This is a genomic window from Streptomyces tateyamensis (genome assembly GCF_003205575.1).
In the GTDB taxonomy this organism is placed as follows: Bacteria; Actinomycetota; Actinomycetes; order Streptomycetales; family Streptomycetaceae; genus Kitasatospora; species Kitasatospora tateyamensis.
Genome location: NZ_PYBW01000007.1, coordinates 1 through 19,757 on the forward strand (window position 1 = coordinate 1; position 19,757 = coordinate 19,757).

Consider the following 19,757-nt stretch of genomic DNA (forward strand, 5'->3'; position numbering starts at 1 on the left):
CGACGAGCACCGAGAGAAACGCACCGGCAGTCCCGGGACCGTGGAACCCGGCGCAGCCGGCGCGACAGCTGATGCACGCACCCGCCGTGACCACGCCCCGAGCAGGGATCAACGCGACATCACGGGCACAAGATCAACAGGTTGCCGCCGTGAGACAAAGAGGCCCGGCCCAGTCCCCCTGCATGAAAACAATTCTGGCCCCATCCCACTCGGGACGGGGACAGAACCCAACATTTTCAGTGCACTTCTAGCGCGTTGGCCAGGTCGAGATGCAGGTCGCTGCTGGGGTACTCCGTGAACGGCTCCGGATGGACCACGCACGGCTGGGGGACGTATCGGGGCTCCGCCCCGGCCGGCGCGGGTGGCGGGTTGCTGACCGTCTCGACGTCGGTGGCCGAGCGCCAGAAGACCTGTGGTCTGGGCTCGCATTCGTCGTGCTCGAAGGGGCACCACAGCACCTGCAGCAGGTCCGTCCCGTCGGGGAACGGGACTTCGGGTGCGTCGCGGTGGTAGAGCTGGATTACTGGCACCAGCGCACTTCCGCCCGGCGGTGTTGGCTGGTCCCCGGGACCGTAGTGCCGCTCGGCGCAGTGCGGCCACGGCTCGGCGGATGGCCAGTTGAGCGGGCCGCCCACCGAACTCTCGTCCACCTCGGGAACGCCCGTACGCGGATGCAGCCGGGTGGTCGTGCGGCGCAGCGGGGCCAGCTCGGGGAAGAGCTGCTCGATATCCACGGGACGCGGCGGGGTATGGCGGGTCATCAGGGTCCTTCAAGGCGCCGGGAAGGCGGCGGGTCAGGGGGTCAGTTCAGTTCGAGGACGGGACGGGTGGACAAGTCCTCGTACATGGACTCGCCGTCCTCGCCGTGCAGGAACTCGGCCATGGCGGGGTTGCGGTTGGCTGTGGCCAAGGGCAGCCATGCCACGAAGGTGCCGTAGCCGCCGCATTCCGCCTCGCCGCCGTCGCCGCCGTGGACGGCGGAGGGGTCGCTGGTCAGCTCCGCCCGGTAGGTGTCGTAGGCGATCCGCAGGCCGAGGACGTTGCGTTGGTGCTGCGGGCCGTCGGTGGCTTCGTAGGGGGAGCGGTCCAGTGGGCACTGGTCGCCCCAGCGGAACAGGGTGCGGGCTCCGGCGCCGCAGGCGTGCTCCCACTCGTCCGGACTCGGTAGCCGCAGGCCCCGCTCCGCGAGCAGCGCCGGCATGTCGGCGAAGGCGGCGGTGAGAGTCTCGGGCTCCAGCGCCACCAGCATCGTCGGCACGGTGACAGTCCGCAGAGGGCTGAGCACCTCGGCCAGGTAGTCGCGCACGTCCGCTGTGAACCCGAACCCTCCAGTCAGTGTCTCCGCCTGATAGCACTCCAACTGCTCGGGTGTCGGTTGCCACCGCTCCAGATCGAGGCCCACCGTGACGTCTCCGCCGGGGACGAGCGCGAACTGTCGGCTGCCCTGCTCAATCACCGCGCGCTGGAACGCGGCGCCGAGGTGTTCGACGGCGCGGACCTCGACCACGAGTCCGCCGACCTTCCGGGCGGCCTCGTGCGCGTAGCGGGTGGCAGCGTGGTGGTCGAAGCTACGCCAGCGGTGGAAGGTGAGGTCAGCGAGTGGCATGGTCGGCAGTCTGGCATCTGGCACTGACACCCGGGGCTGCCGGCAGGTCTTCGATCCCTTCCTGCGTGCGCTACTTGACCAGGCGGAAGTCGGGGTGTGCGGCCCAAGCCCGAAGGAGCTGCGCGGTGCCGAACGTAGTGGCGCCGAAGGGCTCGGGGAGAGAGGCGATCAGGCCTGGCAGGGTGGCCATGACCGGCAGGTTGCTCTGGTGGAACTCGACATGGGCGACACCCCCGACGATATCCATGATCGATGCGGTCAGATGTGCCGTGACGGCGTGGTCCACCTCCCGGTTGCACATCGCGATGACGTTGACGCCGTGGGTCGGAGTGAAGCTGATCAGCGGTTCGAGATCGGGATTGTCCGCATGCTCGGCCACGAACGTCTCCTCATCCCCGACACCGGGACCGGCCAGAGCCACCAGGAACGGCCGACCTCCTGCCGGCGCGTCACCGTTCGCGATGTCCAATCGATCCGCGAGTACCTGGAGATCAAAATGCCCAGGGCGTTCCTCTTCGACCCGTTCGCAGACCTCGGCCAGCAGCCCACGCAGGCGCACGAGGTCCTCGTCGGGGACCGCGCCTGGCAACTCGATTCCCACCACCGGTCCAGCCATGCCGGCGAGTCTACGATCACGGCCTACCCCCGGACACCCGGATTCCGGCGCCGTGTCACCTGAGCCGAGCCGCTGTCACGACCAGCCCCAGGCGGGCCCAGGGCTGTCCGCCTGGGGCGCTAGGCTCGCGAACCATGTCCAGTACCGCGCACACCTTCACCTGCTACTGCTGCCACGGCGAGCATGCCGGGCCCGCACTCTCATTCGGCGCGAAGGTCCCGGATCTGTGGCACCCGCAGTACGCCGAGGACGCGGACAGCAAGCTCACGGCAGACATGTGCAGCATCAAGGGGCAGGCCTTCTTCATCCACGGACTGATCGAGATACCCGTGCGCGACACCGGCGAGATCTTCTCCTGGGGTGTCTGGTCCTCCCTCAGCGCCCCGAACTTCGCCCGAGCCGTTGAGCATTGGCAGGACGAGGGCCGTGCCAAGGAACCGGCGTACTTCGGCTGGCTCTCCACCGACCTACCCCTCTACGGCGTCTCCACGATCAACCTGAAGACCCAGGTGCACACTCGTCCCCTCGGGCGGCGCCCCTTCATTGAGCTGGAACCCACCGACCACCCACTGGCAGTCGAACAACGCGAGGGCATCACCACAGCCCGCGTCGCCGAGATCGCCGACCTGGTCCTGCGCCAAGGCAGGATCTAGTCGTGACCACGCTGCCCCCCTTCCACTACCACCCCGATCCGCTCGCCACCGGATCGCTGCGTCCGAGCACCGAGCCGTGCTGCTGCTGCGGACAACCCCGCGGCCTCCTGTACGTCGGACCGATGTACACCGCGCAGGATGTGCCGGGACGGGTCTGCCCGTGGTGCATCGCCGACGGGTCGGCGGCCCGCCGCTTTGATGCGGAGTTCACCGACGCCGGCGAACTCACCGGACTGCCCGACGACGTCGTCGAGGAGGTGTGCAGCCGCACCCCCGCTTTCAGCACCTGGCAGCAGGGCCGCTGGCTGGCCCACTGCGCGGATGCCGCCGCGTTCCTCGGCCCGGTGGGCATCAAGGAGTTGCGAGCGCACCCCGAGGCCCTGGAGATGATCCGCAGTGAATTCGCGGACCCGCGCCGACAGCAGCACTTCCTCCAGTCGTTCCTCGAGGCGCTCCACGCGCAGGGTAACCCGACGGCCTACCTGTTCCGTTGCCGCGCCTGCGGCGAGCACCTCGCCTACGCGGACGGGACCTGAACGCGTTTGTCGAGAGCAGTTGCGGCGGCGCTGTCGTCAGGGGAGCCGATGGCGACAGAACTCGGTTTCGGGCCGGCCTGGGCAGTTGAGATGATCAGCCCATGGGAGCATTGACGACCGCGCCGGGACAGGCTCCCGCGACAACCGTATTCAGGGGAGCGTTCGAGACGCACGTGACCGTGCGCTGCGACGACGCCGCGCTCGCACGTCTGGATCATTGGGCGGCAGAAGCGGGCATGAAGATCACTCACATCATGCTCGCCCGTGGGAGGACGCCCTCGCAGCCCATGCTCACCTCGACCGCCCATGGAACCTTCGCCGAGCTGTTCGGCTCGGCCCGTGCGTTGACCGGCGTACTCGAGGCCGCGGGATTCGAGCCGGTCCGGGTGAAGATCGAGGCGTCGCCGTGGGCGGAAGGCGTGCCGCAGGATGACACCGAGGCCGTGCGGTTGGGCCCGGGGCGCTACTTCGAACACCACCTCAAGGTCGTGCTCGACTCGGACACCGACCTCGCCGGGCTCGCGGCACTGGTCACCGGCCACGGGGCGCACCTGTCCTGGAACGCGCGGCGAGCCGTCGGCGATGGACGGTGCCACGAGCGGTTCATCACGCAGCGCTGCCACGCGGCAGGGCTGGACAGTGCGGGCTGGCAGTTGGACTCGCTGCTCTGCACTGTGCGCATGGCTGGCCACCACATCGTCTCCGTGGAGCGGGAGTTCGTGGTGTACGACAGCGATATCACCATCGACGACGGCTGGATAGCAGAGGAGACCACGCAATGACCGGCTCCTGGGAGCGGTTCGGACCGCGCAGCGGCGAGGTTCCCCAGACAGCGCTGGACGACCGGTTCCGTCCCGGCCTCGGTGTGCCGGCGACGCTGCGGCCGGTGTCCGACGAAGGAGCGGTACAGCGCGCGATCTTTGACCCGGCGCTCAAGCAGTTCCCCAATGCCTACCGCGCGGCCGATCCGCGGTTCGCTGACGAGCACACAGGACGGGCCTGGTATGCGGCACGCCGGGCCGCGATGGACCTGGTGATCGCCGCGATCGCCAACTCGCCATGGTCGGAGGCCCTCGTCCTGCGCGGCAGCGTGCTGCTCGCGGCCTGGTTCGGCGACGCGGCCCGCGAGCCGGGTGACCTGGACTTCGTCGTGGTCCCCGCGGACTGGGGCATCGACGAACCGCGCACCGAGACGATGCTCCAGGGAATCGCCGACGCGGCGCAGACCGTGAGCCATGACAGTGGCGCCGCGGTCCGGTTCGACGCGGCCGGCGCGGTCAGCGAGGACATCTGGACCTACGAGCGAGTCCCCGGCCGCCGACTCGTCCTGCCCTGGACGTCACCCGGCCTGCCCGGCGGAATCATCCAACTGGACTTCGTCTTCAACGAGCACCTGCCCCTCGACCCGGTACCGGCTCAGATCCCCTCCCGGTCAGGCAGCCCGGACGCACAGTTGAACGCGGCGACGGCCGAACTGTCGCTGGCCTGGAAGCTCATGTGGCTGCTCTGCGACAGATACCCGCAGGGCAAGGACCTCTACGACGCCGTCCTGCTCGCCGAACACTGCACGCTGCGCCATGAGGCGTTCCAGGCGGTGCTCCTGGAGGTGGATCCGCGCGATGCGATGCACCCGTTCGGTCTTGAGCACGTCTCGGCCCTGCGGGAGAGCGTGGAGTGGGACCATTTCGTCACGGAGTATCCGGAGATCACCGAGAGCGCCGACCACTACGTCGACCGACTCGTGGAGGCTCTGGCACCGACGTTCGAGCCTGTCGGCCCACCTGCGGACAGCGCCTACGAGCGGTATGCGCGGTGGCTGGCGCCCTGGGTGCACCGCTACCGCGAACTGCTGGAGCGCGAGGGCATGCACGCCGTACAGGCGGGACTGGCCGAGGCAGGAACCCCACCCGTCGCGGCCGTCGTCATCACGCTCGAACTCCTCGGACGCGACGAATTCAGCGTCGATGACGCACAGGCCCTGGTAACCGGCGACCCTGCATGGGCGAGTCTGATCGAGATCTACCGGCGTTATCCGGACGCCTTCGAGGAGGAGTTCGGCCAACTACGTAGTGCGGGCGGTCAGTGAGCTCTGGTCAACCGCTGAGGGGAAGAACGGGGGAGAGGCATGGACTCCATCAGGGCGGCCCGGATCGCGGCCGTGATCGACATGGCGCGCCCAGCTTGGGAGGCCCACAGGGATCACCGTGCCCTGCAGGAGTTCCTGCAGGGCACGGGCTGCAACGGCATCGATGCCGTGCTCGTGACGAAGGGACTGCTGGGATGCAGTCTCGTTGACGCCCAGGTCGCGTTCTTGACCGCCCCTTGTCGGGCGGCAGAGTTGGCGTTCCACGAGGAGGCGATGGACGCACTGCTCGGCACCACCGGTGAGGTGGTGCCGCCGTTCAATGGTTGACCGGCTCCGGCATCGCGCTGCCGTCCATTTGGCTACCACCGCCGGGCCAGGGCAGTAGCGCTGTCGACTCCTGCCTCCAGGACACGGCAATGGCCTTGCCGAACATCAGGGCAGGCTGGCAGCATCACGTCCCGTGATGAACAGAATCGAGTCCTCCTCCCGCTGGTGAGCGCGATCATCGAGCCGGCTGGGCTCGGCCCCCGGATCACGTTCCACCAGCACGCTCTGCGCCTGCACCGCCTGATGCCCGACGGCCCGCTCCCAAGGGACGGCTACCCGTTTCCCGACGAGGACGACTGCCGCCGTGCCTCCCACGAGCGCCGTACTCGCCATCACGCCGGCGACTACGCACGCCGTGGGCGCGATGTCGCGGCTTTGCTCGAACAGCGTCTGACGAGACCGCCGAGTCCCGCAGGGCTGCGGCTGATGGCGAGTGCGCTCGCCAGCCTGGACGTGCCGATCCACCGTGACCGGTCCATCGCCGCGCTGGTCGCCCGCCACAACCCGGACCGAATCCGCACCGTGGGCCGCTACCTGGTCCGCCACGGCACCAGCCGGTCGGCGGCGACGACCGGTCTGGCCCTGCTCGCCGAGACGGCCACCGAAGCGGACATCCCGCTGATCCAGACCATCGGCCTGCTCTCCAACCACCTCGGCCCGCTGGCCGCCCGTGCCCTCGAGCAACTGCCGGACGGCACACCCGCACTGCTGTGGCTCGCCGACCGGGTCAGCGGCTGGGGACGCGTCTACGTCGTCGAAGCACTCTGCCGGCTGGCCGATCCACGCGCCCGCGCCTGGCTGCTGCGACGTGCGGCGGACGGCGACTTCCTCAACGGCTACTTCGCGGCGAAGGTCGCCCGTGTCGCGGCTGTCCACGAGGCGATCGCGGATCCCACCGCCGACAGCGAGGTGGTTGACCACACCGGTGCACTGCTGAGCATCATGACCGAGTGCGGGGGAATGGGCGGCACGCTCGCACACCACCCGCAGGCACGCGCGATGCTTACCGCCTACGCCGAGCAGGTCGCGCGGCTGGAACCCAACCTGGGTCGCTTCGCCTCCATCCGGGTGCTGGCCGACGATCTCACCATCGGCATGTCCGCCAGGCTCGACTGGCCACCGGGCCACCTCGACCGCACCCGGGAGATGTACGCAGCGCTTCTGCACCGACCAGGCTGGGCCGAGCTCATCCAGGAGCTCCTCGACGACCCGGACTCAGTAGTGCGCCGACGAGCCTGCTGGGCGGCGGGGCGTCTCGGACTTCGACTCCCCAACATCCAAGAGAAGTGACACCCTGTTGGTCTCTCGGCCCCTCCTCGGTGCCGAGAGACCAACAGCGTTGATGACCGGACGCGCTGGTTGTCCCTGGGCGCCTCCCGCTGCCCGCTGTCGGTACCGCACACCATGATGGCCACCGTGACGAACAGCGCTGACCTGTGCCCCACCCGGATCCCGGGCTACGACGGCGGTCCCTTCACCCCACACCCCGAGTTCCTGGACGAGCACCTCTTCTGGCTTGCCCACCTCGGTTCCTGCGCCCGCCGTGAGGAGGCCCAGGAGTTGCTGTTTGGCCCGGACTACGAAGCGTGCGAGGAGTTCTACCACCGAGTCTGGGATAGGGCGGACTGGCCGATCTTCACGGTACCGCTGGCCGGCAGCCACCTCATCCACGTCGTCTACCGCACCTTCGAGGGAGACCGGGGCATCGACTACCTGCTCCACCACCTCGACTGGGAGCACGCCGAGCACCTCGCCCAGGACGACGGCCACTTCATGGGCCCGGCCCTGTCCTGGCCGGAACTGACCGCCGCCGCAGGAACAGGCATCCCCGGAGGCGCCACCGACGCTCCCCACGCCCGCCTGCTACTCATGCTGCCCGCGCTCGGCGACGACACCCTGCCCGACGACGGTTCGGATCGCTTGGCGGCAGCCCTACGCGCCCGCACTGCCGTCGACGATCCCGACCGCCTGGCAGCCCTCCTCCTCTCTGAGCAGGGACAGCACGGGCCCGCCCACTGGACAACCTCCGAGCACGGCACCCGCGTCAACGACGGTCACCACTCCTTCCGCAACCCCGCCAGCCACTTCGCGCTGCCACCCCACCGCCTCGCCCGCGTCTCCGCCGCCCTCACCCCGTAACCGAGCCCCACCGGCAGGCACCGCCTATACCCTTGGCGCCACGTTGGTCGTCTGCGGGTTGTGCGCCGCACCAGGGGCCTCGGTAGCTGACGAGCGGTCAGTCAACTTGCGTGCCGGTGGTCGGGTTGCTGCGATACTCCGACACGGCAGAGGCAGCGGTGGGCCCCAGGGTGGGCACCCGACTCGACGGCGGTGGGACCGCCGAGAGGTGGCGAGGGTCCCGGTAGCCTGACGATGTGATCGACAATCAGCGTGCGGCCGGAGCCGTGGTCGGCTCCGCGGCGGGGGACGCGTTGGGGGCCCCGTTCGAGTTCGGCCCTGCCGGGGCGTTCTCGAGCTGCTTCCCCGTGTCGGCGCCAGGCGGCGAGATGTGCGGGGGCGGTGGCTGGGATGCTGGCGAGGCCACGGACGACACGCGGATGGCCGTCATGGTCGCCGAGTCGCTGCTGGAGCACGGTGGGTTGGACCTGCCGGACATCTTCGCCCGGTTCCAGCGCTGGGCGGCGTCCGAGCCCAAGGACATCGGGCTGCAGACGGAGGACGTCCTGACCAACGGCATGCCGTGGGACCTCGCCGCAGCTGTCCACTTCCAGGTCAACCTGCGCGCGGCCGGCAACGGCTCGCTGATGAGGGCCGCGACCTCGGCGGTGTACTTCGCCCGCGACGGCCGGCAGGCGACCATGGATGCCGCCCGCAAGATCGCCGCCCTGACCCACGGCGACGGTGCGGCCTGGGAAGGCACCGCGATCTTCCACGAGTTGGTCCGTCTGGCCTTGGAGGGCGACGATCCGCTGGCGGGCGTTCCGGGGGTCCTCACCCACGTGAGTCCCCATCATCGCGAGCGCTACGAGACCGTCCTCGCGCCGACCTGGCATCCGGACCATGCCACCGAGTTCAACGGCCCGGTCTGGCCCTGCCTGGGCTCCGCCGTCTGGGCGGTACGCACCACCAGCTCGTTCGAGGCGGCCGTGCGTGCCGCGGTCGACCTCGGCGGCGACACCGACACTGTTACCGGCGGCCTGGCGGGCGCCATCTACGGCCTCGATGCCATCCCCACCCGCTGGACGGAACCCCTCCACGTACCTCTCCCCGGCCACGGAGGACGGGTCCTGCGACTGCCGGAGCTCATGGACCTGGCGCACCGCCTCGCCGTATGAACGGCCGTGGTCGAGTCGGCTGGCGCGGTCCGGTGGTGAGGGGAGCCCTGTCGGCGTCCGGGTGGTCATTGGTGACCATGCCTACCGCCAAGCTTCCAGAAGGAGAGGCAGAGGAAGACACCTGGATATTGGCTCGCGAATGCCCATGTTTCCTACTAGTCCTGCGCGTTGACCGCTGAGGCTCGGGTGAGGGCGTCCTCGCGACTCTGAAAACGGTTGGCGACGGCGCTGGGTGTCGGGCATGCTCCGCGCGATGAACGACGAATCAGAGGATGAGTGGGCATACGCGCCGATCGGCACGCTGGAAGGGCTGCTGCAACGTGGACGGGGTCTTGGCGCACTGTCGGCGCAGGGTGATCCGACGGCCGACCGACTGGTCTACGACTGTGTCCGGCGGGACTGCCGCTGGGACTCGCAGGTGGACGATCGTCATCTTTACCTGGCGAGGTTGATCCGGGATCTTGAGCTGTCGCCGGCGCCGGTCATTTCTTTGCTGGCGGGTGACGAGGACGACTGCGAGCGGGCCACCGGAGTACTGGAGCTGCTGGCGAGGTCCGGGTCGGTGGAGGCCCGTCAGGTCCTGAGGTCGTACATCCGTGAGGGCGAGCACTGGGTGGACGTGCTGGAGTCGGTGGCCGGCTGCTGGCCGGTCGAGTGGTGGGACGATCTAGCCGATGCCGCGCGCTCCAGACTCACTGGGGACGAGCCCCTGCTGTGGCGCTGCGAACCCTGGGTGCGCTGGCAGCTTCGGCCGCGGAACGCCGCGCCCAGCGGCAAACGTCCGGTCGCCGACGCTGAGGCGGGATTGAGCGGTCGCGAGCTGCTCGACGTGCTTGCCGATCCCGGGGCGGCCGACAGCGCAAGGGCCGGCGCCCTGTGGGCACTGGCCGAGCGCCCGGCGGAGTCGGCGCTGATCCCGCTGGTGCCCTCGCTGGTCACCGCGGACGGCCGGCGGCCCCTGCCCGTGCTCTCGCGCGCGGTCCGCCGACTCGGCGCCCTCGCCGTACCGGCCGCGCGTGAGTGGGCGACGGACGCGCGGCCATGGCTGTCCTGGGCCGGGAAGATGGTGCTGGCCGAACACGGTGAAACGCGGGACCTTCCCGTCCTCATCGGAGAGCTCGTCGCGCACTGGAAGGCGCGCGACTGGTGCGGTCCCGAGCGTCTGGCCGCCGGACTGGCACGCTTCGGCCCCCAGGCGGCTGAGGCCGCGCCGCTGCTGCGCCGGCTCTGGCTGCGCACCCCGCATTCGTACGAGCGGCCGGCGTATCTGAAGGCGTTGGCGGCCATCGACCCGGCGGGGCTGGAGCATGCGTACGTCGAGTCGCTCTGGGACTGCGAGTCGGACGCGCGTCTGCTGGGCATCGCCTCGGCGCCCGATGTGCCGCTGGTGAGGGAGCGGCTGGTTCAGCTGCGGGACGACCCGATGGAGGAGCCGGAGGTTAGGTCTGCGGCCGGGGCACGGTGACGCGTGAGAAAGAGAGGCTGAAACGCGTAGCGTGCAGGGCTTCTGATCGAATTTCACCCGTTCGTGACGATAAATCCTCGCGACTCTCGCGAGGGGCTCGTCGGGGTGGGCATGCTCGGTTGTGCGGTGTTGGCCGCGGGCCGTGGGAGGTGTAGTCGTGGCGGTGACTTCTGCAGTGGGTGGCGTGTCCGCCGCTCCGGACGGCATCCCGGATGTGCTGGCCGGGTGGGTGCGTGAACGGGGAGGGCACGTCTCGGAGGTGGCCTCCGAGGGCGGTGCGCTGCGGTTCGCATTCTACGGCCGGGTCTCCACCGAGGACCACCAGGACCCGGCTACGTCGCGCGCCTGGCAGGTGCTGCAAGCAGAGTCGTTGGTCTCCGGCCACGGCCGGATCGTGGCGGAGTTCTTCGACATCGGGCACAGCCGGGCGCTGCCCTGGGCGCGCCGCCCTGAGGCAGGCGCTCTTCTCGCGGCGCTGACTGATCCGGACCGGGGATTCGACGCGATCGTCATCGGGTCGAGCGAACGCGCTTTCCACGGGAACCAGTTCAGCGTGATGGCGCCGCTGTTCGAGCACTACGGCGTGGGCGTGTGGATCCCGGAACTGGGCGGCTGTGTCGATCCGAAGATCGCCGGGCACGAGGAGCTGATGGTCCTGCTCGGCATCCTCGCCAAACGTGAGGTCACCCGTGCCCGGATCCGGGTCCGCTCCGCCATGACGGTCCAGACCCGCGACCAGGGCCGCTACCTGGGCGGACGGCCTCCATACGGCTACCGCCTGGTCGACGCGGGCCCGCACCCCAACCGGTCCTTCGCCCGCCGCGGCGTGCGCCTGCGGCGGCTGGACACCGACCCGCACACCGGCCCGATCGTGCGGTGGATCTTCTCCCAGCGCCTGGCCGGCCACAGTCACGCCCGGATCACCCGCGCCCTGAACGACACGCAGGTCCCGCCCCCGTCCGCCGCCGACCCGGACCGCAACCCGCACCGCGACGGCCGGCACTGGCAGGTCCCCACCGTGCGGGCCATCCTGGCCAACCCCCGCTACACCGGCCGCCAGGTCTGGAACCGCCAGCGCACCGACCACGAGCTCATCGACCCGGACAACACCACCCTCGGCCACCGCGACATCATGCGCTGGAACACCCCCGAGGACTGGGCCATCTCCCGCAAGCAGGCACACCCGGCCCTGGTCAGCGAGACCGACTTCGTCGCCACCCAGCACATCCGCGTGACCCGCCAGGTGACACCGGGCCGCACGTACCAGCTGGCCGGGATCCTGCACTGCGGCCTGTGCAGCCGCCGGATGGACTCCCACTGGACCCACCAACGCCCCGGCTACCGCTGCCGACACGGCCACAACAGCGCCACCACTCCGCAGCCCGACCGGCCGCACAACGCATACGTGCGAGAAGACCTGATCCTGGCCCACCTGCCAGCCCTCGTCGTGCGCCTCACAGCTGCCGTCGAGGGCGCGGCCGGTGAGCCGCCATCGGCCCTCGAGGCCGTCGAGCACCTGCGTGCCAGAGGCATCACGCTGACCTACGACGCGGCGGTCAGGGTCCTGACCGCCGATACCGAGCGAGCCGAGAGGATCCTGATCGGCTGACATTCCAGCAAGACCTGCGACGAGCTGAGGACGTTGCGGAACGATGAACGCCCGCACCTGGCCGAAGGCCTGGAACGGGCGCCGATCCACCGTGCGCGGAAACCAAGCACGGTGGGGAAAGAGTGTGTCCGAGGGGGGACTTGAACCCCCACGCCCGATAAAGGGCACTAGCACCTCAAGCTAGCGCGTCTGCCATTCCGCCACCCGGACTGGGTGTGTGCCTCGGGGTTGATCAGTGGCCCCGGTGGCGACAGAGAGAACAGTAGCAGGCTTTGTGAGTGGTCCTCACCTGGGCATCTGTGGTCAGGAACGGGCGGCAGTGGTCAGGAACGGTCGGCGGCGGGTCAAGTTGTCCGTCGTGAGCGGGGAGTCGGCCGGCGCCTCCTAGCCTCTGGGGGAAGGGGAGCCCTGAACGGAACGCCCCGTTCCCGAAAGGTCGGCCAGTGCCGGCGATGCCTCCCGAGTCCGGACGAAGGGTGGTAGGCGTGGAGCGGACCGGTGTGACCACGACCGCGGCAGGCCCGGCAGGTCCGGGGGAGGCGTCACTGTGGCGGATCGTGGCCGGCGCGCACGCGTCGTCGGTGCCGCAGGTGCGGCACGCGGTGCGGGATCTGTTGCGGCAGCACGGGCTGGTCGGCGAGCGGTACGAGGAGCTGGCCGACGGGCTGCTGCTGATCGTCTCGGAGCTGGTGACCAACGTGGTGGCCCACGCGGCGCTGCTGACTCCGCAGGTGACCACCGAGGTGACGATCGGGGCCGGCCAGGTCCGGGTGGCGGTGGAGGACGGGCACCCGTACCGGCCCAAGGCGGTGCAGAGCGACGAGGGCCAGACCGGCGGGCGCGGCCTGATGCTGGTCAAGAGCATCGCTCTGGCAGCCGGCGGCTCCTGTGACGTGGAGCAGACGGGGGACGGCGGGAAGGTGATCTGGGCTTCCCTCCCGCTGCCCCGCGAGTAGCCGGAGCCGGAGCCGGAGCGGGGGAGCGGGTCCGGAAGGCGGCCCGGCCGCGCTACCAGTCGCGGCCGGCGATCTCCCGGATCCCCGGCCGCGCGGCCTCGAAGACGGTGTCGAACCAGACCGAGAACGCCTTCTCGGCCTGCAGCTCCTTCAGCTCCCGGGCGGTGACGAACCGGGTGTCCTCGACCTCGGCCGGGTCGGGGCGCAGCTCGTCCGTCATCAGTCCGACGAACAGGTGGTTCCACTCCCGCTCGATCAGGCCGGAGGCCTCGTCGGGCAGGTCGTAGCGGACCGTGCCGGCCGCGCAGAGCAGCGCGGGGGCGGCGCCCAGCTCCTCGGCGGTGCGCCGGGCCGCGGCCACGAACGGCTGCTCCTGCGGGTACGGGTGGCCGCAGCAGGTGTTCGACCAGACGCCGGGGGAGTGGTACTTGCCGAGCGCCCGGCGCTGCAGCAGCAGCCGGCCCTGCTGGTCGAAGAGGAAGACCGAGAACGCCCGGTGCAGGTGGCCCGGCTGCTGGTGCGCCCAGAGCTTCTCCGCGGTGCCGACGGTGACGCCCGCGTCGTCCACCAGCTCCAGCAGGATCTCGGTCGAGGGGGCGGTGGCGGGGGTGGTGGCAGCGACGGTGGTCGTCTGGCTCTCGGGCATTGGACCTCTTTCGGCACGGGGACCGGCGCCGCCACCCGGATGCGCGACCCGGGCAAGCCCCCCCGGTCCAGTGGACGGCAGGACGCCCCCGGGCGGCGGGGCGGCGGGGGCCGCGCACCGAGCCGGATCCGGAGGGCGCCAGTGCCCCAGTCTGCCCCATGTGCGAGGCGTGGGGACGGATTCGACGCACGAGCAGCCGACCGCGGGGGAATAGCGGAGGAATAGGCGCGCACCCTGACAGCTGACCGGCGCGCACCTTCATCGCACGCCCCGCAAAGCGCCGGGGGTGGCCCCGTCGGCGCACGTTCGGGCCGGTCACCTCGGTCGCCTACCATCACCTTGGGCCGCGCGCCCCGAAGCAGCACGCGCCGGGCCCGTCCCGAAGCAGCACGGCACGACGAAAGCAGGAGACCCGCATGATCGGCCTCGTTCTGGCGGCCGGAGCCGGCCGCCGGCTCCGCCCGTACACCGACACCCTGCCCAAGGCGCTGGTCCCGGTGGACGGCGAGAAGACCGTGCTGGACCTCACCCTCGGCAACTTCGCCGAGGTCGGCCTGCGCGAGGCCGCGATCGTGGTCGGCTACCGCAAGGAGGTGGTGTACGACCGCCGGGACGCGCTGGAGCAGAAGTACGGCGTCAAGCTCACGCTGGTGGAGAACGACAAGGCCGAGGAGTGGAACAACGCCTACTCCCTCTGGTGCGCCCGCGAGCTCTTCACCGAGGGCCTGCTGCTGGCCAACGGCGACACCGTGCACCCGGCCTCGGTCCAGCGCACCATGCTGGACGGCAACGACCGCCTGATCGCCGAGGGCCGCAACCCCGGCATCCTGCTCGCCCTGGACACCGTGAAGAAGCTGGCCGACGAGGAGATGAAGGTCATCGTCGACCCGGCCACCGGGGTCCGCCGGATCACCAAGCTGATGGAGCCCGCCGAGGCGAGTGGCGAGTACATCGGCGTCACCGTGATCAACCCGTCCGCGGCCGACGCGCTGAGCGACGCGCTGCGCACCACCTTCGAGCGCGACCCGCAGCTGTACTACGAGGACGGCTACCAGGAGATGGCCGACCGCGGCCTGCGGATCGACGTACAGCCGATCGGCGAGGTGTCCTGGGTCGAGATCGACAACCACGAGGATCTGGCCCGGGCCCGGGAGATCGCGTGCCGGTACTGACCAGGCTGATCCCCTCCCCGCTCTTCGTCGAGGTCCGCCGGGGCGCACTGGACTCGCTGGCCGGCATCCTGGCCGACCAGCGGCTGTCCGCCTCCGGCCGGGTCGCGGTCGCGATCAGCAACGGCTCGGGGGCCCGGCTGCGCGAGCGGCTGGAACCGCTGCTGCCGGGCGCCGACTGGTTCGACGGGGCGGACGGCACGCTGGACGGCGCGGTGCGCCTGGCCGAGGCCTTCCGGGGCGGCCACTACGACGTCCTGGTGGGCCTGGGGGGCGGTAAGATCATCGACGCTGCCAAGTACGCCGCCGCGCGGGTCGGGCTGCCCGTGGTCGCCGTCGCCACCAACCTGGCGCACGACGGCATCTGCTCCCCCGTCTCGACGCTGGACAACGACGCGGGGCGCGGTTCCTACGGGGTGCCCGCACCGATCGGCATCGTGGTCGACCTGGACGTGATCCAGCAGGCCCCGAGGCGCTTCGTGGCGGCCGGCATCGGCGACGTCATCTCCAACATCTCGGCCTGCGCGGACTGGGAACTCTCCCACCGCGAGACCGGGGAACCGGTGGACGGCCTCGCCGTGGCGATGGCCCGTTCGGCGGGCGAGAACCTGCTGCGCCACCCGGGCAGCCTGGAGGACCCGGACCTCCTTACGGCGCTCGCGGAAGCACTGGTACTGTCCGGCATCGCAATGAGCATCGCGGGCAGCACCCGGCCCTCGTCGGGAGCCTGCCACGAGATCTCGCATGCCTTGGACGTGCTGCATCCCAAGCGATCCGCCCAGCACGGCGAGCAGGTCGGCCTCGGGGCCGCCTTCGCCAGCCACCTGCGGGGCGAACGCGAGGTGACAGGCCTGATCGTCGAGCGCCTGCGGTCCCACGGACTGCCGGTGACCGCCGATCAGATCGGTTTCACCGAGACGGAGTTCACCGAAGCGGTGCACTACGCTCCGAACACCCGTCCGGGCCGCTTCACCATCCTCGAGCACCTCGACCTCTCCCCATCAGCCATCAGGGACGCGTACGCCGACTATGTCCAAGCCGTCAACTGCTGAGCCCGCCCCGGGCACCGCCGCGGGCCGCCCGCCCGTGGACCTCACCCGCCGCCCCTCGATCGAGGAGCTGCGCGCCGTCATCCACCCCGAGGGCATGCTCCAGCGGCGCAGCGCCGAGCACTGGGCCGGGCGGCTGTACATGCGCAGGATCTCGCTGCGGATCACCCGGGTGCTCTCCACGGTCACCGCGATCACGCCCAACGGGCTGACCTACACCATGATGTTCACCGGCATCCTGGCCGGCGGCGCCCTGGTGATCCCCGGCCTCGCCGGGGCCATCGCCGGCGCACTGCTGATCCAGGCCTACCTGCTGCTGGACTGCGTGGACGGCGAGGTGGCGCGCTGGCGCCGGCAGACCTCGCTGACCGGTGTCTACCTGGACCGGGTCGGCCACTACATGTCGGAGGCCGCGCTGCTCACCGGCCTCGGGCTGCGCGCCAGCGACCTGTTCCACCGGCAGGGCACCGCCGCGCACTGGGAGTGGGCCTTCCTCGGCACGCTGGCCGCGCTCGGCGCGATCCTGATCAAGTCCGAGACCGACCTGGTCGACGTGGCCCGGGCCCGCAGCGGGCTGACCGCGGTGGAGGACAGCGCCTCGGTGCCGCGCTCCTCGGGGGTGGCCAAGGCCCGCAAGGCGGCCGCCTTCCTGAAGTTCCACCGCCTGGTCGGCGCCGTGGAGGCCTCGCTGCTCATCCTGGCCGCCGGGATCGCCGACGCGGTGCAGGGCCACCTCTACTTCACCCGGCTCGCCGTGGTGCTGCTGGCCGCCATCGCGATGCTGCAGACCGTGCTGCACCTGCTGAGCATCGTGCTGTCCAGCAGGCTGCGATGAGCCCCGCGGCGGCGGAGTTCCGCCTCGGCGCGGTGATCATCACCATGGGCAACCGCCCGGCCGAGCTGAACGCCCTGATCGACTCCGTGGTCAACCAGGAGGGTCCGGCCGTCGAGCTGGCCGTGGTCGGCAACGGCGCCCCGCTGCCGCCGCTGCCGGCCGGGGTGCGCACCGCCGAGCTGCCGGAGAACCTCGGCATCCCGGGCGGGCGCAACGTCGGCATCGAGCTGTTCGGACCGAACGGGCGAGACGTGGACGCGGTGCTCTTCCTGGACGACGACGGCCTGCTGCCGCTGAAGGACTCGGCGAAGCTGCTGCGCGAGGCGTTCACCGCCGACCCGGGCCTGGGCATCGTGAGCTTCCGGATCGCCGATCCCGAGACCGGGGTCACCCAGCGTCGACACGTGCCCCGGCTGCGGGCGAGCGACCCGCTGCGGTCCTCCCGGGTGACCACCTTCCTGGGCGGCGCCAGCGCGGTCCGCTGCGCGGTGTTCGAGCAGGCGGGTCAACTACCGGCCGAGTTCTTCTACGCCCACGAGGAGACCGACCTCGCGTGGCGGGCGATGGACGCCGGCTGGGCGATCGACTACCGCGCCGACGTCGTGCTGCACCACCCCACCACCTCCCCGGCCCGGCACGCCACGTACTTCCACAACGTGGCGCGCAACCGGGTCTGGCTGGCCCGGCGCAACCTGCCGGCCCTGCTGGTACCGCTGTACCTCGGCACCTGGCTGCTGCTCACCCTGGCCCGCCGACCCTCGGGGGAGGCCTGGCGTGCCTGGTGGGGCGGGTTCCGGGCGGGATGGCGGACACCCTGTGGTGCCCGGCGCCCGATGCGGTGGCGTACTGTATGGCAATTGACCAGGTTGGGCAGACCGCCGGTCATCTGATCACCCCGCCCGGGGCCCACCACACCCCGGCCGGACACCCCCCGTGATCCGTCGAGAGTCCGGCGCTGCCCCCCGGCCAGCAGCCGGACTTCCGATTCGTGAAGGACGAATGTGTCGACAGTGAGTGAACCGATCAACCTCTCCCTCCCCGGGGGTGTTGATACCGGGCTGTCCCAGAAGCAGCTCGCCGAGAAGTACGGCCTGACGGTCAGCGGCAAGCGGCCCGGGCTCTTCGCCTACACCAAGCAACTGTGGGGCCGTCGACACTTCATCGTCGCCTTCGCGACCGCCCGGCTGGTCGCGCAGTACACGACGGCGAAGATGGGCCAGCTGTGGCAGGTGGTCACGCCGCTGCTGAACTGCGCGGTGTTCTACCTGGTCTTCGGGCTGATCCTGAAGGGGAACTCGGTTCCCAAGTACATCGCCTGGCTGTGCATCGGTGTCTTCATCTTCCAGTTCATCCAGAGCGCGATCCAGTCCGGCACCCGGGCGATCTCGGACAACCTGGGCCTGATCCGGGCGCTGCACTTCCCGCGCGCCTGCATGCCGGTCGCCTTCACCGTGATCCAGCTGCAGCAGCTGCTGATCTCGATGGTGGTGCTGGTCGTCATCGTGCTGGCGAACGGCCTGTACCCGGCCCTCACCTGGCTCGAGCTGATCCCCGCGCTGGCCCTGCTCTGCTTCTTCAACACCGGCCTGGCCCTGATCATGGCCCGGATCGGCTCGAAGACCAGTGACATCTCGCAACTGATGCCGTTCGTGCTGCGCACCTGGATGTACCTGTCCGGCGTGATGTACAGCATCCAGGACCGGGTGCAGAACTGGCCGGGCATCGTGCAGAAGCTGGCCGACGTCAACCCGGCCTCCGTGTACATGGACCTGATCCGGCACGCGATGGCGCCGAGCATCTACAGCAAGGCCGACTACCCGGACAATTACCAGCACCTCACCCCGCACGTCTGGGCGCTGGCTGTCGGCTGGGCCGTCGTGGCCTTCGCCGTCGGGTATGTGTTCTTCTGGAAGTCCGAGGAGGAGTACGGCCGTGGCTGACACCACCATGATCACCGACCGCGACGAGCGCGACGCCCGCGCAGTGGCCCAGGCCAAGGAGACCCGCGTCCCCACCGTGGTGGTGGACGACGTGCACATCATCTACAAGGTGCACGGCGCTTCGGCCGGCAAGGGGAGCGCCACCTCGGCGCTCTCCCGCCTGATCTCCCGCAAGCGCTCGCCCGCGATCACCGAGGTGCACGCGGTCCGGGGCATCAGCTTCACCGCGTACAAGGGCGAGGCGGTCGGCCTGATCGGCTCGAACGGCTCCGGCAAGTCGACCATGCTGTCGGCCATCGCCGGCCTGCTGCCGACCGCCAAGGGCGCGATCTACACCAACGGCCAGCCCTCGCTGCTCGGCGTGAACGCGGCGCTGATGGACGACCTGACCGGTGAGCGCAACGTGGTGCTCGGCTGCCTGGCGATGGGCATGAGCCCGGCCCAGGTGAAGGAGCGCTACCAGGACATCGTGGACTTCTCGGGGATCAACGAGAAGGGCCAGTTCATCAACCTGCCGATGCGCACCTACTCGTCCGGCATGGCCGCCCGTCTGCGGTTCTCCATCGCGGCTGCCAAGACGCACGACGTGCTGCTGATCGACGAGGCGCTGTCCACCGGCGACCAGGCCTTCCAGCGCCGCAGCGAGGACCGGATCCGCGAGCTGCGCAAGGAGGCCGGTACGGTCTTCCTGGTCAGCCACAACAACAACGCGATCCGGGACACCTGCGAGCGGACCATCTGGATCGAGACCGGCAAGCTGATCATGGACGGCCCCACCGACGAGGTGGTCGGCATGTACGAGCGCGGCGAGCGCCCCTGATCCGCGCGTGACCAGGAGGGAGCCGGTGTCCGACGGGCACCGGCTCTTTCGCGTGCCGACCGGGGTGCGCGGCGCGTTGCGGTTCGCAGCGCGTCGGCGGGTCGTACGCGCTCCGGCGTGTGCGCCGCGTGGGTGAGAAGGGACCGGC

At 70.1% G+C, this 19,757-nt stretch carries 21 protein-coding genes and 1 tRNA gene; 17 read left to right on the forward strand and 5 right to left on the reverse strand.

The window, feature by feature from the left end:
• Positions 1-236 precede the first annotated feature (236 nt).
• From C7C46_RS01580 to C7C46_RS34140, 3 genes are all read right to left on the reverse strand, one after another.
• Positions 237-734 carry a hypothetical protein gene (locus C7C46_RS01580; RefSeq protein ID WP_110664788.1) on the reverse strand — a complete coding sequence of 166 codons (498 nt, stop codon included), beginning with the start codon at positions 732-734 and terminating at the stop codon, positions 237-239.
• A gap of 68 nt (positions 735-802) precedes the next feature.
• Positions 803-1,606, reverse strand: coding sequence for a hypothetical protein (locus C7C46_RS01585; protein ID WP_110664790.1), 804 nt, complete (start codon positions 1,604-1,606; stop codon positions 803-805).
• Between the two features lie 70 nt (positions 1,607-1,676).
• The gene (locus C7C46_RS34140) at positions 1,677-2,222 is read right to left on the reverse strand and encodes a DUF6368 family protein (RefSeq protein ID WP_146258957.1); all 546 of its coding nucleotides are present in this window, start codon (positions 2,220-2,222) and stop codon (positions 1,677-1,679) included.
• Between the two features lie 134 nt (positions 2,223-2,356).
• On the opposite strand from C7C46_RS34140, the gene C7C46_RS01600 reads away from it, so the two are divergent.
• The 10 genes from C7C46_RS01600 to C7C46_RS01650 all read left to right on the forward strand — a co-directional run bounded on the left by C7C46_RS01600 (position 2,357) and on the right by C7C46_RS01650 (position 12,194).
• Complete coding sequence (locus tag C7C46_RS01600; RefSeq protein ID WP_110664795.1) at positions 2,357-2,875, forward strand: DUF2199 domain-containing protein; 519 nt, start codon at positions 2,357-2,359, stop codon at positions 2,873-2,875.
• Between the two features lie 2 nt (positions 2,876-2,877).
• Positions 2,878-3,411, forward strand: a complete 534-nt coding sequence (locus C7C46_RS01605; RefSeq protein WP_110664797.1) for a CbrC family protein — start codon at positions 2,878-2,880, stop codon at positions 3,409-3,411.
• Positions 3,412-3,512: 101 nt separating this feature from the next.
• Positions 3,513-4,193, forward strand: a complete 681-nt coding sequence (locus C7C46_RS01610) for a hypothetical protein (RefSeq protein ID WP_110664799.1) — start codon at positions 3,513-3,515, stop codon at positions 4,191-4,193.
• Positions 4,190-5,497, forward strand: a complete 1,308-nt coding sequence (locus C7C46_RS01615) for a nucleotidyl transferase AbiEii/AbiGii toxin family protein (protein WP_110664801.1) — start codon at positions 4,190-4,192, stop codon at positions 5,495-5,497. Before C7C46_RS01610 ends, C7C46_RS01615 begins: the two co-directional genes overlap by 4 nt.
• A gap of 39 nt (positions 5,498-5,536) precedes the next feature.
• Entirely contained in the window at positions 5,537-5,824 is a 288-nt protein-coding gene (locus C7C46_RS01620; RefSeq protein WP_110664803.1) for a hypothetical protein, read from the forward strand.
• A gap of 243 nt (positions 5,825-6,067) precedes the next feature.
• Complete coding sequence (locus C7C46_RS01630; RefSeq protein ID WP_181442136.1) at positions 6,068-7,114, forward strand: hypothetical protein; 1,047 nt, start codon at positions 6,068-6,070, stop codon at positions 7,112-7,114.
• Positions 7,115-7,240: 126 nt separating this feature from the next.
• Positions 7,241-7,963, forward strand: a complete 723-nt coding sequence (locus C7C46_RS01635; RefSeq protein WP_245984009.1) for a hypothetical protein — start codon at positions 7,241-7,243, stop codon at positions 7,961-7,963.
• A 236-nt stretch (positions 7,964-8,199) separates the two neighbouring features.
• The gene (locus tag C7C46_RS01640; RefSeq protein ID WP_110664809.1) at positions 8,200-9,120 is read left to right on the forward strand and encodes an ADP-ribosylglycohydrolase family protein; all 921 of its coding nucleotides are present in this window, start codon (positions 8,200-8,202) and stop codon (positions 9,118-9,120) included.
• Positions 9,121-9,373: 253 nt separating this feature from the next.
• The gene (locus C7C46_RS01645) at positions 9,374-10,585 is read left to right on the forward strand and encodes a hypothetical protein (protein WP_110664837.1); all 1,212 of its coding nucleotides are present in this window, start codon (positions 9,374-9,376) and stop codon (positions 10,583-10,585) included.
• A gap of 184 nt (positions 10,586-10,769) precedes the next feature.
• Positions 10,770-12,194: a recombinase family protein gene (locus C7C46_RS01650; protein ID WP_245984012.1), complete on the forward strand. Its 1,425-nt coding sequence runs from the start codon at positions 10,770-10,772 to the stop codon at positions 12,192-12,194.
• A gap of 125 nt (positions 12,195-12,319) precedes the next feature.
• On the opposite strand, the gene C7C46_RS01655 is transcribed toward C7C46_RS01650, so the two are convergent.
• Positions 12,320-12,404: transfer RNA gene (locus C7C46_RS01655), tRNA-Leu, on the reverse strand.
• A 242-nt stretch (positions 12,405-12,646) separates the two neighbouring features.
• Between C7C46_RS01655 and C7C46_RS01660 the strand changes: the two genes are divergently transcribed.
• Positions 12,647-13,150 (forward strand): ATP-binding protein, encoded by a 504-nt coding sequence (locus C7C46_RS01660; protein ID WP_110664841.1) that lies wholly within the window; start codon positions 12,647-12,649, stop codon positions 13,148-13,150.
• Positions 13,151-13,202: 52 nt separating this feature from the next.
• Here C7C46_RS01660 and idi read toward each other — a convergent pair whose 3' ends face one another.
• Positions 13,203-13,796 carry an isopentenyl-diphosphate Delta-isomerase gene (idi, locus tag C7C46_RS01665; RefSeq protein WP_110664811.1) on the reverse strand — a complete coding sequence of 198 codons (594 nt, stop codon included), beginning with the start codon at positions 13,794-13,796 and terminating at the stop codon, positions 13,203-13,205.
• A 416-nt stretch (positions 13,797-14,212) separates the two neighbouring features.
• Between idi and C7C46_RS01670 the strand changes: the two genes are divergently transcribed.
• From C7C46_RS01670 to C7C46_RS01695, 6 genes are all read left to right on the forward strand, one after another.
• On the forward strand, positions 14,213-14,968 hold the full coding sequence (locus C7C46_RS01670; protein ID WP_110664813.1) for a phosphocholine cytidylyltransferase family protein: 756 nt from the start codon (positions 14,213-14,215) through the stop codon (positions 14,966-14,968).
• Complete coding sequence (locus C7C46_RS01675) at positions 14,956-16,017, forward strand: iron-containing alcohol dehydrogenase family protein (protein ID WP_110664815.1); 1,062 nt, start codon at positions 14,956-14,958, stop codon at positions 16,015-16,017. Before C7C46_RS01670 ends, C7C46_RS01675 begins: the two co-directional genes overlap by 13 nt.
• A gap of 94 nt (positions 16,018-16,111) precedes the next feature.
• Positions 16,112-16,849, forward strand: coding sequence for a CDP-alcohol phosphatidyltransferase family protein (locus C7C46_RS01680; RefSeq protein WP_181442139.1), 738 nt, complete (start codon positions 16,112-16,114; stop codon positions 16,847-16,849).
• Complete coding sequence (locus C7C46_RS01685) at positions 16,846-17,739, forward strand: glycosyltransferase family 2 protein (protein ID WP_110664817.1); 894 nt, start codon at positions 16,846-16,848, stop codon at positions 17,737-17,739. The genes C7C46_RS01680 and C7C46_RS01685 overlap by 4 nt, the downstream gene beginning before the upstream one ends.
• A 111-nt stretch (positions 17,740-17,850) precedes the next feature.
• Positions 17,851-18,789 carry an ABC transporter permease gene (locus C7C46_RS01690; protein WP_110664819.1) on the forward strand — a complete coding sequence of 313 codons (939 nt, stop codon included), beginning with the start codon at positions 17,851-17,853 and terminating at the stop codon, positions 18,787-18,789.
• A gap of 7 nt (positions 18,790-18,796) precedes the next feature.
• Positions 18,797-19,609, forward strand: coding sequence for an ABC transporter ATP-binding protein (locus tag C7C46_RS01695; protein WP_110664845.1), 813 nt, complete (start codon positions 18,797-18,799; stop codon positions 19,607-19,609).
• The last annotated feature ends 148 nt before the right edge of the window (positions 19,610-19,757 follow it).

Excerpts from the sequence above, each read along its gene's own strand:
- C7C46_RS01670 (WP_110664813.1), top strand. The coding sequence starts at position 14,213 with ATGATCGGCCTCGTTCTGGCGGCCGGAGCCGGCCGCCGGCTCCGCCCG.
- C7C46_RS01600 (WP_110664795.1), top strand. The coding sequence starts at position 2,357 with ATGTCCAGTACCGCGCACACCTTCACCTGCTACTGCTGCCACGGCGAG.
- C7C46_RS01680 (WP_181442139.1), top strand. The coding sequence starts at position 16,112 with ATGCTCCAGCGGCGCAGCGCCGAGCACTGGGCCGGGCGGCTGTACATG.
- idi (WP_110664811.1), bottom strand. The coding sequence starts at position 13,796 with ATGCCCGAGAGCCAGACGACCACCGTCGCTGCCACCACCCCCGCCACC.
- C7C46_RS01610 (WP_110664799.1), top strand. The coding sequence starts at position 3,513 with ATGGGAGCATTGACGACCGCGCCGGGACAGGCTCCCGCGACAACCGTA.
- C7C46_RS34140 (WP_146258957.1), bottom strand. The coding sequence starts at position 2,222 with ATGGCTGGACCGGTGGTGGGAATCGAGTTGCCAGGCGCGGTCCCCGAC.
- C7C46_RS01585 (WP_110664790.1), bottom strand. The coding sequence starts at position 1,606 with ATGCCACTCGCTGACCTCACCTTCCACCGCTGGCGTAGCTTCGACCAC.
- C7C46_RS01645 (WP_110664837.1), top strand. The coding sequence starts at position 9,374 with ATGAACGACGAATCAGAGGATGAGTGGGCATACGCGCCGATCGGCACG.
- C7C46_RS01685 (WP_110664817.1), top strand. The coding sequence starts at position 16,846 with ATGAGCCCCGCGGCGGCGGAGTTCCGCCTCGGCGCGGTGATCATCACC.
- C7C46_RS01620 (WP_110664803.1), top strand. The coding sequence starts at position 5,537 with ATGGACTCCATCAGGGCGGCCCGGATCGCGGCCGTGATCGACATGGCG.
- C7C46_RS01615 (WP_110664801.1), top strand. The coding sequence starts at position 4,190 with ATGACCGGCTCCTGGGAGCGGTTCGGACCGCGCAGCGGCGAGGTTCCC.
- C7C46_RS01630 (WP_181442136.1), top strand. The coding sequence starts at position 6,068 with ATGCCCGACGGCCCGCTCCCAAGGGACGGCTACCCGTTTCCCGACGAG.
- C7C46_RS01695 (WP_110664845.1), top strand. The coding sequence starts at position 18,797 with ATGATCACCGACCGCGACGAGCGCGACGCCCGCGCAGTGGCCCAGGCC.
- C7C46_RS01660 (WP_110664841.1), top strand. The coding sequence starts at position 12,647 with ATGCCTCCCGAGTCCGGACGAAGGGTGGTAGGCGTGGAGCGGACCGGT.